This window comes from Pseudomonas sp. JH-2 (assembly GCF_036231725.1).
Taxonomy (GTDB): Bacteria; Pseudomonadota; Gammaproteobacteria; order Pseudomonadales; family Pseudomonadaceae; genus Pseudomonas; species Pseudomonas delhiensis.
Genome location: NZ_JAZAQP010000022.1, coordinates 26,861 through 41,145, shown reverse-complemented (window position 1 = coordinate 41,145; position 14,285 = coordinate 26,861). Strand labels below are relative to the sequence as shown.

Annotated in this window: 15 protein-coding genes; 5 read left to right on the top strand and 10 right to left on the bottom strand. The window is 69.8% G+C overall.

Going from position 1 to position 14,285, the window contains the following annotated elements:
• The first annotated feature begins 13 nt into the window (after nucleotides 1-13).
• Together VV867_RS16540 and VV867_RS16535 are read left to right on the top strand one after the other, a co-directional pair.
• The gene (locus tag VV867_RS16540) at nucleotides 14-394 is read left to right on the top strand and encodes a RidA family protein (RefSeq protein ID WP_089390740.1); all 381 of its coding nucleotides are present in this window, start codon (nucleotides 14-16) and stop codon (nucleotides 392-394) included.
• A 70-nt stretch (nucleotides 395-464) separates the two neighbouring features.
• On the top strand, nucleotides 465-1,196 hold the full coding sequence (locus VV867_RS16535; protein ID WP_109937167.1) for a hypothetical protein: 732 nt from the start codon (nucleotides 465-467) through the stop codon (nucleotides 1,194-1,196).
• Between the two features lie 28 nt (nucleotides 1,197-1,224).
• On the opposite strand, the gene VV867_RS16530 is transcribed toward VV867_RS16535, so the two are convergent.
• From VV867_RS16530 to VV867_RS16520, 3 genes are all read right to left on the bottom strand, one after another.
• A complete protein-coding gene (locus tag VV867_RS16530; protein ID WP_109937168.1) occupies nucleotides 1,225-1,848 on the bottom strand; it encodes a LysE family translocator in 624 nt (207 codons plus the stop codon).
• A gap of 67 nt (nucleotides 1,849-1,915) precedes the next feature.
• A complete protein-coding gene (locus VV867_RS16525; RefSeq protein WP_328567014.1) occupies nucleotides 1,916-2,725 on the bottom strand; it encodes an AraC family transcriptional regulator in 810 nt (269 codons plus the stop codon).
• A gap of 1 nt (nucleotide 2,726) precedes the next feature.
• A complete protein-coding gene (locus VV867_RS16520; RefSeq protein ID WP_328567013.1) occupies nucleotides 2,727-3,584 on the bottom strand; it encodes an NAD-dependent epimerase/dehydratase family protein in 858 nt (285 codons plus the stop codon).
• A 94-nt stretch (nucleotides 3,585-3,678) separates the two neighbouring features.
• Here VV867_RS16520 and VV867_RS16515 point away from each other — a divergent pair, with 94 nt between their 5' ends.
• The 3 genes from VV867_RS16515 (at nucleotide 3,679) to VV867_RS16505 (ending at nucleotide 8,177) form a co-directional block, all read left to right on the top strand.
• Nucleotides 3,679-4,611 carry a hydrogen peroxide-inducible genes activator gene (locus tag VV867_RS16515; protein ID WP_089390735.1) on the top strand — a complete coding sequence of 311 codons (933 nt, stop codon included), beginning with the start codon at nucleotides 3,679-3,681 and terminating at the stop codon, nucleotides 4,609-4,611.
• Complete coding sequence (gene recG / locus VV867_RS16510; RefSeq protein WP_275628228.1) at nucleotides 4,608-6,683, top strand: ATP-dependent DNA helicase RecG; 2,076 nt, start codon at nucleotides 4,608-4,610, stop codon at nucleotides 6,681-6,683. The genes VV867_RS16515 and recG overlap by 4 nt, the downstream gene beginning before the upstream one ends.
• Before the next feature lie 93 nt (nucleotides 6,684-6,776).
• On the top strand, nucleotides 6,777-8,177 hold the full coding sequence (locus tag VV867_RS16505; RefSeq protein ID WP_275628227.1) for an aminoacyl-tRNA deacylase and HDOD domain-containing protein: 1,401 nt from the start codon (nucleotides 6,777-6,779) through the stop codon (nucleotides 8,175-8,177).
• A gap of 309 nt (nucleotides 8,178-8,486) precedes the next feature.
• Here the strand turns inward: VV867_RS16505 and VV867_RS16500 are convergent, their stop codons facing one another.
• From VV867_RS16500 to VV867_RS16470, 7 genes are all read right to left on the bottom strand, one after another.
• The gene (locus VV867_RS16500; RefSeq protein WP_109937172.1) at nucleotides 8,487-8,891 is read right to left on the bottom strand and encodes a helicase; all 405 of its coding nucleotides are present in this window, start codon (nucleotides 8,889-8,891) and stop codon (nucleotides 8,487-8,489) included.
• Nucleotides 8,892-9,028: 137 nt separating this feature from the next.
• A complete protein-coding gene (locus VV867_RS16495) occupies nucleotides 9,029-9,301 on the bottom strand; it encodes an HU family DNA-binding protein (RefSeq protein ID WP_009614168.1) in 273 nt (90 codons plus the stop codon).
• A 197-nt stretch (nucleotides 9,302-9,498) separates the two neighbouring features.
• Entirely contained in the window at nucleotides 9,499-10,653 is a 1,155-nt protein-coding gene (locus VV867_RS16490) for an NAD(P)/FAD-dependent oxidoreductase (protein ID WP_275628226.1), read from the bottom strand.
• Between the two features lie 72 nt (nucleotides 10,654-10,725).
• Nucleotides 10,726-10,893, bottom strand: coding sequence for a rubredoxin (locus VV867_RS16485; RefSeq protein ID WP_009614171.1), 168 nt, complete (start codon nucleotides 10,891-10,893; stop codon nucleotides 10,726-10,728).
• A gap of 174 nt (nucleotides 10,894-11,067) precedes the next feature.
• Nucleotides 11,068-11,235, bottom strand: a complete 168-nt coding sequence (locus tag VV867_RS16480; RefSeq protein WP_009614173.1) for a rubredoxin — start codon at nucleotides 11,233-11,235, stop codon at nucleotides 11,068-11,070.
• Between the two features lie 440 nt (nucleotides 11,236-11,675).
• Entirely contained in the window at nucleotides 11,676-13,853 is a 2,178-nt protein-coding gene (locus tag VV867_RS16475) for a malate synthase G (RefSeq protein ID WP_328567012.1), read from the bottom strand.
• 29 nt (nucleotides 13,854-13,882) lie between these two features.
• Nucleotides 13,883-14,284: a heme-binding protein gene (locus VV867_RS16470; RefSeq protein WP_328567011.1), complete on the bottom strand. Its 402-nt coding sequence runs from the start codon at nucleotides 14,282-14,284 to the stop codon at nucleotides 13,883-13,885.
• Nucleotide 14,285: the final 1 nt, after the last annotated feature.

The window sequence follows — 14,285 nt, the reverse complement described above, 5'->3', positions numbered from 1 at the left end:
GCAAGGAGTCGACATGACCAAGACCGTTATCCACACCGACAAGGCCCCCGCGGCCATCGGCACCTACTCCCAGGCGATCAAGGCCGGCAACACCGTCTACGTCTCCGGCCAGATCCCGCTGAACCCGCAGACCATGGAACTGGTCGAGGGCTTCGAGGAGCAGACCGTGCAGGTGTTCGAGAACCTCAAGGCGGTGATCGAGGCCTCCGGCGGCTACCTGCACGACGTGGCCAAGCTGAACATCTTCCTCACCGACCTGTCGCACTTCGCCAAGGTCAACGAGATCATGGGCCGCTACTTCACCCAGCCCTACCCGGCGCGCGCCGCCATCGGCGTGGCCGCCCTGCCCAAGGGCGCCCAGGTCGAGATGGACGCCATCGTCGTCCTGGAGTGATCCTCTCCTCCCGAACGGGGCCCTCGCGGCCCCGTTCGTTTTTCCCCGTTCGTCCGCAAGGAGCACCCGCATGCGTCGCGCCCTCGTCCTGAGCGCCCTGCTTGGCCTGCTGACCGGCTGCGCCGGCACCCCCGATCCGTCCGGCACCTGGATCAACCAGGCCGCCATCGACGCCGCCAGCAAGAGCGGCAAGCTGCGCGAAGCGCTGCTGGCCTACGGCCCCAACCTGGAATGGCGGCTCGACACCAGGAACCAGCAGGCCACCTACAGCAACGGCTTCGAACAGGGCGAAGGCCAGCTGAGCCAGGACCCGGCGGACAAGAAGCACTGGCAGGTGGCCTTCTACGGCAGCAAGCAGGAAGCGCTGGCGGTGGACGGCAAGCAACTGGTGCAGGTGGGCAGCGAGAACTGGCCGGAACAGCGCTTCGCCCGCCCCGAACAGCAGGCCCAGGCGCCCATCGGCGCCAGCTTCCAGCGCGCCCTGTACGGCAGCTTCCTCAAGGGCACCTGGGTGATCCAGGAGGGCCAGGGCCAAGGCGCCAAGGTGACCTTCCAGGCCGACGGCCGCGTCGAGGGCATGCCCGGGGCCGACCGCTACGCCCTGTGCCTGGCCGGCGACTGCGCCGCCATGAGCGGCGACAGCGACAGCATCTGGCTGCAGCAGGGCCGCCAGGGCCGCGAGTACCTGTTCCAGCGCGAGGACGACAAGCTGGAGCTCTTCGAAGCGGTGAACCGTGCCCAGGCCGACGAGATGCCCGAATACGCCCCGGGCAAGCGCGTCTGGCTGCTGGAACGCGACTGAACCCACGGCGCCGCCCCGCGCAGCGCCTTCAGCGCACGCCCAGCCACAGCAACCAGCCGCCCAGCGCCAGCAGCAGGGCGCCACAGGCGCGGTCCAGCGTGCGCACCCGGCGCTGCAGCCAGCCGCGCCAGCGCCGCCGGTCGAGCAGGCGCACCAGCGCCAGGTCCCAGAGCAGCACCACCGCGCCCATCCACAGCACGCACGCCCCGAGCGCCCAGGCTGGCAGGTGGAAAGGCCCGAGCACGCCGAACAGCCCGGTGTAGAAGATCGGCAGCTTGGGGTTCAGGCTGCTGGCCAGGAAGCCCTCGCGCAAGCCACGGAAGAAGCCTCCGGTGCCTTGCCCTGCGGATTCCCCCGGCATCTCCAGTTCGCGCCGGGCCAGCACGGCCTGGGCGCCCAGCCAGACGAAGTAGGCCCCGCCCAGCAGCTGCACCGCCCGCAGGCCGTGGTTCGCCAGGTCGGGCAACTGGCCGAGGACCAGCAGCACCAGCCCCATGCTCGCCAGGTTGGCCAGGGCGATGCCGCTGGCGCAGCCGTCGGCGTGGCGGCGGCCGCGCAGCAAGGCGGCGCGGATCAGCAGGAAGAAGTCCGGCCCCGGCGACAGCAGGGCGGCGAAGTGGGTGCTGGCGACCAGCGCGAAGGCGGCGAACATGGCGTTCTCCCGGAAGTGGCGGGAAGCCAGTCTGGCCAGGCGTCGCGGCGGCGGTCTTGTAGGAAACTCAGGTGCGCGTGGCGCTGCGGAAACGCCCCGGGGTGACCCCGGTGAAGCGGCGGAAGGTAGTGGAGAAATGCGCCTGGTCGCAGAAGCCCAGCTCCAGCGCCGCCTCGATGGGCGTGGCGCCCTCCACCAGCAGGCGCTTGGCCTCGCGCACCCGGCGCTGCAGCAGGTAGGTGTGCGGCGGCACGCCGTAGGCGCGGCGGAAACTCTCTATCAGGTGGCGCGGGTGGCGCTGCACCAGGGCAGCCAGTTGCTCCAGGCTCACCGCCTCGCGGTAGTGGCCTTCCAGGTAGTCGCGCAGCCGCGCGGTGACGCCGCCGTCGCGGCTCGCCGGTGTCGCCGGTGTCGCCGGGCGCATGCCGCCGTGGCGCACGAAGACCAACTCCAGCAATGCCAGCAGCTCGCTTTCCAGGCCCAGCGCGTCGTTGCGCTCGAATTCGCCGGCCACCCACGCCAGGGCTTGCGCGACGCGGCCGTCGTCGCCCGGGTTCAGTTCCTGGAAGCCGCGTGGCAGCTGCTTGCGCCCCAGCAGCGGCAGCAGCCGCGACTCCTCGATGTAGAGCATGCGGTAGACCAGGCGCTCGCTTTCGGCATTGCCGGTGTGCGGCTCCTCCGGGTTCATCAGCGACAGGGTGCCGGCCGGCAGCACGTGGCGCGCGCCGCGGCACTGGTAGCCGCCGGCGCCCTGGAGGATGGCGCCGATGGCGAAGGCGTCGTGGCTGTGGCGGCCGAACGGCTGGCCGGAGAAGTCCGCGTGGAACAGCTCCACCCCGGGCAGCCAGGGGCGCGCCAGCAGCCGGTTGGCGTCCACTTCAGTCCTCGCGCCCGGCGAGGATGGCGGCGTAGCCCTCGCGGTAGCTCGGATAGCGCGGCACCCAGCCCAGCGCCCTGGCGCGGGCATTGCTGCAGCGCTTGCTGCCGGTGCGGCGCACGCTCTGCTCATCCGCCCAATGCGCGATGCCCATGAGCCCGCGCAGGTAGTCCAGCACCTCGGCCAGTGGCGCCGGGGCATCGTCCACGCCGATGTAGCAGTCTTCCAGGCGCTTGCCCGCGGCATCGGCGCGCAGCAGGCAGGCCAGCAGCCCGGCGGCGTCCTCGGCGTGGATGCGATTGGCGTACAGCGGCGGCTCGACGGCCACCCGGTAGCCTTCGCGCACCTGCCTGAGCAGCCACTCGCGGCCGGGGCCGTAGATGCCGGTCAGGCGCACCACGCTCGCGGGGATGTCGCTGTCCAGCGCCACGCGCTCGGCCTCCAGCATGACCCGCCCCGAATATTGCTGCGCCTCGGCCGGCGAGGTCTCGTCGATCCACTCGCCGTCCGCCTGGGCATAGACGCCGCTGCTGGAGACGAACAGCAGCCGTTTCGGCCGCTGCCCGCGCTGGCGCAGCCAGCCCAGGCAGTGGCGCAGGCCCTCGACGTAGGCGGCGCGGTAGCCGGCCTCGTCATGCTGGGTAGCGGCGGCGGCGTACACCAGGTAGTCCAGTTCGCCCTCGGGCCAGGCCGGCGGGCAGTCGACGCCGCCCAGGTCGCCGGCCACCGGCAGGATGCCCGCGGGCAGCGCGGTGATATCGCGGCGCAGCCCGTACACGCGCCAGCCATCGGCGGCCAACTGGCGGCCGAGGCGGCTGCCGACGTCGCCGCAACCGGCGATCAGAACATTCGCGGACATCTTCGCCTCCTAAAGACAGGGCCCCGGAGTTTAGCGCGGTTGGTTCGCAACCGCGCAGCCGCTATGCTTGGCCCAACTCAACGGATTAGTCGCCATGACCCTCACCGAACTGCGCTACATCGTCACGCTCGCCCAGGAGCAGCATTTCGGCCGCGCCGCCGAGCGCTGCCACGTCAGCCAGCCGACCCTGTCGGTCGGCGTGAAGAAGCTCGAGGACGAACTCGGCGTGCTGATCTTCGAGCGCAGCAAGAGCGCGGTGCGCCTCACCCCGGTGGGCGAAGGCATCGTCGCCCAGGCGCAGAAGGTGCTGGAGCAGGCCCAGGGCATCCGCGAGCTGGCCCAGGCCGGCAAGAACCAGCTGACCTCGCCGCTGAAGGTCGGCGCCATCTACACCATCGGCCCGTACCTGTTCCCGCACCTGATCCCGCAGCTGCACCGGGTGGCGCCGCAGATGCCGCTGTACATCGAGGAGAACTTCACCCACATCCTGCGCGACAAGCTGCGCACCGGCGAGTTGGACGCGATCATCATCGCCCTGCCGTTCCAGGAGGCCGATGTCCTCACCCTGCCGCTGTTCGACGAGCCCTTCTACGTGCTGATGCCGGCCGACCACCCATGGACCGCCCGGCAGACCATCGACGCCGAGATGCTCAACGACAAGAGCCTGCTGCTGCTCGGCGAGGGCCACTGCTTCCGCGACCAGGTGCTGGAAGCCTGCCCGACCACCCGCAAGGGCGAGGAGAACCGCCATACCACCGTGGAATCCAGCTCGCTGGAGACCATCCGCCACATGGTCGCCTCCGGCCTGGGCGTGTCGGTGCTGCCGTTCTCGGCGGTGGACAGCCACCACTACGCCCCCGGGGTGATCGAGATCCGCCCGTTCACCGCGCCGGCGCCGCTGCGCACCGTGGCCATCGCCTGGCGCGCCAGCTTCCCGCGGCCGCGCGCCATCGAGGTGCTGGCCGACTCCATCCGCCTGTGCTCGGTGGCCCGGCCGACCGCCAAGGGCGACGCCCAACCGGCATGACCGAGCTGGCCAACGTTCCGGTCACGGCGCTCAAGGGCGTCGGCGCCGCGCTGGAGGAAAAGCTGGCGCGGGTGGGCCTGGAGAACCTCCAGGACATCCTCTTCCATCTGCCGCTGCGCTACCAGGACCGCACCCGCGTCACCCCCATAGGCGCGCTGCGCCCGGGCCAGGACGCGGTGGTCGAGGGTGTGGTCTCCGGCGCCGACGTGGTCATGGGCAAGCGCCGCAGCCTGCTGGTGCGCCTGCAGGACGGCAGCGGCACCCTGAGCCTGCGCTTCTACCACTTCAGCCAGGCGCAGAAGGAAGGCCTCAAGCGCGGCACCCACCTGCGCTGCTACGGCGAGGCCCGCCCCGGCGCCTCGGGCCTGGAGATCTACCACCCCGAGTACCGCGCGCTGAACGACGCCACGCCGGCCCCGGTGGAACAGACCCTGACGCCCATCTACCCGACCACCGAGGGCCTCACCCAGCAGCGCCTGCGCACCCTCAGCCAGCAGGCCCTGGCGCGCCTGGGGCCGAACAGCCTGCCCGACTGGCTGCCCGAGGAGCTGGCCCGCGACTACCGCCTGGCGCCCCTCGACGAAGCCATCCGCTACCTGCACCGGCCGCCGCCGGACGCCAACCTGGAAGAACTGGCCGAGGGCCGCCACTGGGCCCAGCACCGCCTGGCCTTCGAGGAGCTGCTGACGCACCAGCTGTCGCTGCAGCGCCTGCGCGAGAGCCTGCGCGCCCAGCACGCGCCCGAACTGCCGCCGGCGAAGAAACTGCCGCAGCGCTTCCTGGCCAACCTCGGCTTCGCCCCCACCGGCGCGCAGCAGCGCGTGGGCGCCGAGATCGCCTACGACCTGGCGCAGCCCGAACCCATGCTGCGCCTGGTGCAGGGCGACGTCGGAGCAGGCAAGACGGTGGTCGCCGCCCTGGCCGCGCTGCAGGCCCTGGAGGCCGGCTACCAGGTGGCGCTGATGGCGCCCACGGAAATCCTCGCCGAGCAGCACTACCTCAACTTCAGCAAGTGGATGCAGCCGCTGGGCATCGAGGTCGCCTGGCTGGCCGGCAAGCTCAAGGGCAAGGCGCGCGCCGCCGCGCTGGAGCAGATCGCCGCCGGCGTGCCCATGGTGGTCGGCACCCACGCGCTGTTCCAGGACGAGGTGAAATTCAAGCGCCTGGCCCTGGTGATCATCGACGAGCAGCACCGCTTCGGCGTGCAGCAGCGCCTGGCCCTGCGCCAGAAGGGCATCGACGGCCGGCTCTGCCCGCACCAGCTGATCATGACCGCCACGCCCATCCCGCGGACCCTGGCGATGAGCGCCTACGCCGACCTGGACACCTCGATCCTCGACGAGCTGCCGCCCGGGCGCACCCCGGTGAACACCGTGCTGGTCGCCGACAGCCGCCGCATCGAGGTGATCGAGCGCGTCCGCGCCGCCTGCCGCGAAGGCCGCCAGGCCTACTGGGTGTGCACGCTGATCGAGGAATCCGAGGAACTCACCTGCCAGGCCGCCGAGACCACCTACGAGGAGCTCGCCTCGGCCCTCGGCGAGCTGCGCGTGGGCCTGATCCACGGGCGCATGAAGCCGGCGGAGAAGGCCACGGTGATGGAGGCCTTCAAGGAAGGCCTGCTGCAGCTGCTGGTGGCGACCACGGTGATCGAGGTCGGCGTGGACGTGCCCAACGCCAGCCTGATGATCATCGAGAACCCCGAGCGCCTCGGCCTGGCTCAGCTGCACCAGCTGCGCGGGCGCGTGGGCCGGGGCAGCGCGGCGAGCCACTGCGTGCTGCTCTACCACCCGCCGCTGTCGCAGATCGGCCGCGAGCGCCTGGCGATCATGCGCGAGACCTGCGACGGCTTCGTCATCGCCGAGCGCGACCTGGAGCTGCGCGGCCCCGGCGAGATGCTCGGGACGCGGCAGACCGGTCTGCTACAGTTCAAGGTCGCGGACCTGATGCGCGACGCCGACCTGCTGCCGGCGGTGCGCGACGCCGCCCAGGCCCTGCTGGCGCGCTGGCCGCAGCACGTCGGCCCGCTGCTGGAGCGCTGGCTCCGACACGGCCAGCAATACGGCCAAGTGTGACCCGCTTCAATTTCACCGGTCGGATGACTGGCCAGTCACGAATAGCCGCTGGGTATACTCCCGGCAGCAGTTGCTAACCGGATCACAAAGCCCATGAGCGAAGCCGCACTCGCCGAAGCCCTCCCCGCCCCCTCGGTCATCCTCCAGTTGCTCGGCCGCCTCGGCGTGCCCTGCCGCGAGCTGCCCGACAGCGACCAACTGCCGAGCGCGCGCCGCGTGCAGGCGAGCCTGCTGGAAGACTCGGTGGGCACCCTGCTGGTGCTCTTCCCGCAGAACCAGTTGCTGGACCTCAACCGCCTCACCGAACTGACCGGGCGCAAGCTGCTGGCGATCAAGCCCGAGCGCCTGGAACGCATGCTCGGCAAGCACCAGCTCAGCCGCCTGCCGGCGCTGCCGCCGCTGACCAGCTCGCCCTGCCTGTACGACGAGCGCCTGCTGCAGGAGCCGCAGCTGCTGATCGAGTCCGGCAACCCCGGCACCCTGCTGGAGATCGCCACCGGCGACTTCCGCCAGTTGCTGGAGAAGGCCAGCGCGGCGCGCTTCGGCGTGCCCCTGGAGCAGATCCGGCCGAACCTCGACCGCCCCAACGACGACCGCGCCGAGATCACCCAGGCGGTGCAGGCCTTCACCGCGCGGCGCATCCAGCAGCGCCTGGAAGAGACCATCGAGATCCCGCCGCTGCCCAAGACCGCGCAGAAGATCATCAAGCTGCGGGTGGACCCCAACGCCACCGTGGACGACATCACCGGCGTGGTCGAGACCGACCCGGCGCTGGCCGCCCAGGTGGTCAGCTGGGCCGCCTCGCCCTACTACGCCGCGCCGGGCAAGATCCGCTCGGTGGAAGACGCCATCGTCCGCGTGCTGGGCTTCGACCTGGTGATCAACCTGGCCCTCGGCCTGGCCCTGGGCAAGACCCTGAGCCTGCCCAAGGACCAGCCGCAGCACGCCACGCCCTACTGGCAGCAGGCGATCTACACCGCCGCGGTGATCGAGGGCCTGACCCGCGCCGTACCCCGCGCCGAACGCCCGGAAGCCGGCCTGACCTACCTCGGCGGGCTGCTGCACAGCATCGGCTACCTGGTCCTGGCGCACATCTTCCCGCCGCACTTCTCGCTGATCTGCCGCCACCTGGAGGTCAACCCCCACGTGCCCCACGACCTGGTGGAACAGCACCTGCTGGGCATCACCCGCGAGCAGATCGGCGCCTGGCTGATGCGCGCCTGGGACATGCCGGAAGAGATTTACACCGCCCTGCGCTTCCAGCACGACCCGGACTACGCCGGCCCCAACGCCGCCTACGCCAACCTGGTGTGCCTGGCCACCCGCCTGCTGCGCCAGAACGGCATCGGCAGCGGCCCGCAGCAGGGCGTGCCGCAGGCCCTGCTCGACCGCCTGGACATCCCCCGGGAAAGGGCCGAGGACGCGGTGCGCAAGGTACTGGACGCCGAAGCCGTGCTGCGCGAGCTGGCCTCGCAGATGAACAGCCCGCACTGATCTGGCTGCGGAAATGAAAAAAGCCGCCTCCTTTCGGGGAAGCGGCTTTTTCGTGTCCGCCATTGGCCATCGCGGACAGACCTGTAGGAGCGGGCCCTGCCCGCGATTTCGCGCGCAGGGCGCACTCCTACATGGGAACGGTGCGGGTGGCGCAGCGTAGGAGCGGATCTCATCCGCGATCCGCGCCGATATGTCCGGCTATCGCGGACAAGGTCCGCTCCTACAGGAGGATACCGTGCGTCATGGTGAACCGTAGGAGCGGACTCCGTCCGCGATTCGCGCGCAGGGCGCGCCTACAGGGGCATGGCCTTAGGCCGCTTCTTTCTCCACCGCCTTGGCCGCGGCCTTCTTCTTCGGCTTGAGGTACTTCACCAGGCCCTGGAACCAGATCACCAGCGCCGGGTTGCCCTGGATCTGGATGTCCTTGTTCTGGATGCCCTGCATGAAGGCCAGCTGCGGGTTCTTCGAGGTGAGGGTGGCGAAGCCGTAGGCGCTGTCGCGGAAGCCGATGGCGAAGGCCGGCTGCGGGTGCACGCCGCGGCGGGCGCTGACGCGTTGGTCGTGGACGATGTAGTGGCGGGCGACCTTGCCGTCCAGGCTGTGCAGCTGGAACACCAGGTCCTTGCCTTCGAGCTGCTTGCGGAAGGCCGGGTTGTCGCGCGAGGACCTGGCCATCATACGGCCGAGGAACCACAACAGAAGACGGAATTTCATGCACAGACCTCGACGCGTTCGAGACAGATGGCTGCGCATTGTAGCGGGATCGAGAAAGGACTACATCCGTACTTTCGAAGGGAAATGTAACCGTTTGGTAGCCCGGAGCCGCATGGGCTCCGGGGCTGGGAACAGCCTTAGTTGACAGCGTCCTTCAGGGCCTTGCCCGGCTTGAAGGCGACGGTATTGCTGGCCTTGATCTTCACCGGCTGGCCGGTCTGCGGGTTCTTGCCGGTGCGGGCGCCACGGTGGCGCTGGATGAAGGTGCCGAAACCAACGAGGGTGACGCTGTCTTTGCGGTTCAGCGCGCCGGTGATCTCATCCAGCAGCGCGTTCAGCACCTTGTTGGCTTGTTCTTTGGTGAGGTCGGCCTTTTCGGCGATCGCGGCGGCGAGTTCTGGTTTACGCATAGATGCCTCTTTGACGGTTTGTTGTTTTTGTGTCCGTGCTGTCTTCCCAACAGCGCCTAAGGCACCGCGGCCCAGGCCCTACAGGCTCTAGGCTGCGGCAGACGGGGGGAGGATGGCACGCCGCAAGCTGGTACGCCAGTATCGTCAGACAATTTGCGGATACATTCCCATGACGGAAACGCCATAACCGAGGACTTTCAAGCCAGAAGTGCCGGCAACTCCTTGTTCAGCGAGAGTTTTTCACCGACTGCCGCGCCAGTCAGGGCGTAACCGAGCAAGCGACCGGCGGTATCCCGGCACAGCACCTTGAGGTCCGCGCCAGAGCCTTCCACGAGCCACTGGCCATCGCTGCCGCGCGGCGGCGGCGAGACCACCAGCGGGCACACCGGGGTCTTCACGGTGACCGGCATGGGGCCGTAGGCCACCGCCGTCGGCTTGCCCGCCAGGGTCTGGGCCAGGGCGCGGGCGCAGCTCATCAGCGGCATCACGTAGAGCAGGTTGAGGCCGTCGACCTCGGCGCAGTCGCCCAGGGCGTAGATGTTGGCGTGGGAGGTGCGCAGCTCGCGGTTCACCACCACGCCGCGGTTGACCTCCAGGCCCGCCTCGGCGGCCAGGTCGATGCGCGGGCGCAGGCCGACGGCCGAGACCACCAGGTCGCAGGGGATCACCTGGCCGTCCGACAGGTGCGCCTCCAGGGCTTCGCCGGCGCGCTCCAGGCGGTTGAGCACCGGGCCCAGGTGGAAGCGCACGCCCAGGCCCTCCAGGCCGGCCTGCACGGCCGCCGCGGCGGCTGGGTGCAGCAGGCCGGGCATGACCTGCTCGCAGGGCGCGACCACGTCGATCCGGTAGCCGCCGGCGGACAGGTCGTTGGCGAACTCGCAGCCGATCAGGCCGGCGCCCAGCAGCAGCACGCGGCGCTTGCCGGCGGCTGCGGCGCGGAAGCGCGCGTAGTCCTCCAGGTCGTTGATCGGGAAGATGGCGTCCAGGGCGTCGCCCTGCACCGGCACGCGGATGGTCTCGGCGCCCCAGGCCAGCACCAGGTCGCGATACTCGACCTGTTCCTCGCCGATCCAGATGCGCTTGTGCCCCGGGTCGATGCCGGTGACGCGGGTGTGGGTGAGGATGCGCGCCTTCAGCTGCTCGGCCATGGCGCCCGGCTCGGCCATGGCCAGGCCGTCGGCGTCCTTGTTCTTGGAGAAGCCGGTGGAGAGCATCGGCTTGGAGTAGGAGCGGCCATCGTCGGCGGTGATCAGCAGCAGCGGGGTTTCCGCGTCCAGCTTGCGCCATTCGCGCGCCAGGTTGTAGCCGGCCAGGCCGGTGCCGATGATCACCAGCGGTGCGTTCTCGCTCATTGGATTCTCCACATCGAACGGGACCGAGCGGCCCTGGCCGGCTCGGTGGAATTCAGGGTTTCGCGGGGCCTGTCAGGCGATTTCGATCATCTCGAAGTCGATCTTGCCCACGCCGCAGTCGGGGCAGACCCAGTCGGCGGGAATGTCTTCCCAGCGGGTGCCGGGGGCGATGCCCTCCTCGGGCAGGCCGAGGGCCTCGTCGTAGATGAAGCCACAGACCACGCATTGCCACTTGCGCATCGTCGAACCTCCTGCGGGTTGCCAGGGCAACCTAGCGCACTTTTCGGCCCCCCGCCAAGGGCAGGGTCGCCGCCGCCCGGCGGCAGCGCGGCCAACCGCGCGAAGCGCTCAAGCACGGGGCCGGAGACGAAAACGGCGGCCACTGGCCGCCGCTCGCAGGGATGCCGGGACGGCTCAGCCGATCTCGATCATCTCGAAGTCCAGCTTGCCGACGCCGCAGTCCGGGCACAGCCAGTCCTCGGGCACGTCTTCCCAGCGGGTGCCCGCTGCGATGCCCTCTTCCGGCCAGCCTTGGGATTCGTCGTAGATGAGTCCGCAGACTACGCATTGCCACTTTTTCATTGTCTACCCCTCGGGCGGGTTACCACGGTTGCGGCCGCACGCTAACGCAATTCCCGGCGTGCGCCAAGACGCCGCCGGGCGGTTGGGCGCTCATTCAGGGCCAACCAAAGATGGGTGGCGCGTGGGTGGGGGGTTGGCTTTTCGTAGGAGCGGGCTTGCTCGCGAACGGTGTTCTGCCGGCTGGGGTTGGTGCGCGTCCTGAAGAGTCCCTCTCCCCAGCCCTCTCCCCGAAGGGAGAGGGGGCTAGCCCGTGCCGAGAGAAGGAATGGTTTCAGCCGGAAACTGCAGAGCTGCCGGCTGACTCTGAAATATCCGAGCACGCCGAACGGTCCCCTCTCCCTTCAGGGAGAGGGTTAGGGAGAGGGAGCGGAGTCACAGCAGGACACCGAAGCCTCGGGTGAGCACCGTTCGCGAGCAAGCTCGCTCCTACAAGGGCAGGTTCAGCTCCGCGCCTTGTACCGCAAACGCCAGGCATGCAGCAGCGGCTCGGTGTAGCCGCTGGGCTGCTCGCGGCCCTTGAAGACCAGGTCGCTGGCCGCCTGGAAGGCCGCCGAACCCTGGTAGTCCGCGGCCATCGGGCGGTAGGCCGGGTCGCCGGCGTTCTGCGCGTCCACCACCTTGGCCATGCGCGCCAGGGTCTCGCGCACCTGGGCCTCGGGCACCACGCCGTGGTGCAGCCAGTTGGCGATGTGCTGGCTGGAGATGCGCAGGGTGGCACGGTCTTCCATCAGCCCCACGTCGTGGATGTCCGGCACCTTGGAGCAGCCCACGCCCTGCTCGACCCAGCGCACCACGTAGCCGAGGATGCCCTGGCAGTTGTTGTCCAGCTCCTCCTGGCGGGCCTCGGCGCTCCAGTCGGCGGACGCGGCCACCGGGACGCTCAGCAGGTCGTTCAGCAACTCGTCGCGCACGCTGGCCAGGTCGACCTTCTGCAGCTCGCCCTGTACCGCCTGCACGTCCACCTGGTGGTAGTGCAGCGCGTGCAGGGTGGCGGCGGTGGGCGACGGCACCCAGGCGGTGGTGGCGCCGGATTTCGGGTGGCCGATCTTCTGTTCGAGCATGGCCGCCATCAGGTCCGGCATGGCCCACATGCCCTTGCCGATCTGCGCGCGGCCACGCAGGCCGCAGGCCAGGCCGACCAGCACGTTGTTGCGCTCGTAGGCGGCGATCCATTTCGTGCCCTTCATGTCGCCCTTGCGCAGCATCGGGCCGGCTTCCATGGCGCTGTGCATCTCGTCGCCGGTGCGGTCGAGGAAGCCGGTGTTGATGAACACCACCCGCGCGCTGGCCGCGCCGATGCAGGCCTGGAGGTTGACGCTGGTGCGCCGCTCCTCGTCCATGATGCCCATCTTCAGGGTGTTGCGCGGCAGGCCCAGGACGTCCTCGACGCGGCCGAACAGTTCGTCGGCGAAGGCCACCTCAAGCGGGCCGTGCATCTTCGGCTTGACGATGTAGACGCTGCCGGTGCGCGAGTTGCCCTTGCGCTGCAGGTCGTGGATCGCCACCAGGCCGGTGAGCACCGCGTCCATGATGCCCTCGGGGATTTCCGCGCCGCTCTCGTCGAGGATCGCCGGGGTGGTCATCAGGTGGCCGACGTTGCGGATGAACAGCAGCGAGCGGCCGTGCAAGGTCAGCGCCGAGCCATCGGCAGCGGTGTACTGGCGGTCGGCGCTCATGCGCCGGACGAAGCTCTTGCCGCCCTTCTCCACCGCCTCGCTGAGGTCGCCCTTCATCAGGCCCAGCAGGTTGCGGTAGACCAGGGTCTTGTCCTCGGCGTCCACCGCGGCGACCGAGTCCTCGCAGTCGAGGATGGTGCTCAGCGCGGCCTCGACCAGCACGTCCTTCACGCCGGCGGCGTCGGTCTGGCCGATGGGGCTGGTGGAGTCGATCTGGATTTCGAAGTGCAGGCCGTTGTTCTTCAGCAGCACGGCCTTGGGCGCCAGCGGCTCGCCCTGGTAGCCGACGAATTTCTGCGGCTGGGCCAGGCCGGCGACGCTGCCGTCCTCCAGGGTCACGCGCAGCTGGCCCTGCTCGATGCGGTAGGCGGTGGCGTCGGCGTGGCTGCCCTGGGCCAGCGGCGCGGCCTGGTCAAGGAAGGCGCGGGCGAAGGCGATGACCTTCTCGCCGCGACGCGGGTTGTAGCCCTTGCCCTTCTCGGCGCCGTCGTCCTCGCTGATCGCGTCGGTGCCGTAGAGCGCGTCGTACAGCGAGCCCCAGCGGGCGTTGGCGGCGTTCAGCGCATAGCGCGCGTTCATCACCGGCACCACCAGCTGCGGGCCGGATTGCTGGGTGATCTCGGTGTCGACGTTGGCGGTGCTGGCCTGCACCGAGGCGGGCGCCGGCAGCAGGTAGCCGATGGATTCGAGGAAGGCGCGGTAGGCCGGCATGTCCTGGATCGGGCCGGGGTGGGCGCGGTGCCAGTTGTCCAGCTCGGCCTGCAGGCGGTCGCGCTCGGCGAGCAGCGCGCGGTTCTTCGGCGCCAGCTCGTGGACCAGGGCGTCGAAGCCCTGCCAGAAGGCCTCGGCCTGCACACCGGTGCCCGGCAGGGCCTCGTCCTCGATGAAGCGTTGCAGTACGTCGGCGACCTGCAGGCGCTGGCGGGTGATTCGTTGGGTCATCGCAAGGTTCTCCTGTGTTCGTCGAGTGCTCAGAGCGCGGCCACGCCGGCCTTGGCCACCTGGGCATCCTGCGCGGCCTGCACGCCGGACACGCCGACCGCGCCGACCACCTGGCCCTCATGGACGACAGGCACGCCGCCTTCCAGGGTGCCCTGCAGCACCGGGGCGGAAAGGAAGGCGGTGCGGCCGTTGTTGATCATTTCCTCGTACAGGCGCGTCTCGCGGCGGCCCAGGGCGGCGCTGCGGGCCTTCTCGGTGGCGATGTAGGCGCCGACCGGCGCGCAGCCGTCGAGGCGTTCCAGGGCCAGCGGGTGGCCGCCGTCGTCGACCACGACGATGGCCACCGCCCATTGGTTGGCCTGGGCTTCGGCGCGGGCGGCGGCGAGGATGCGGGTGACGTCTTCCTGGGTGAGTACGGCTTTGCTTTGCATG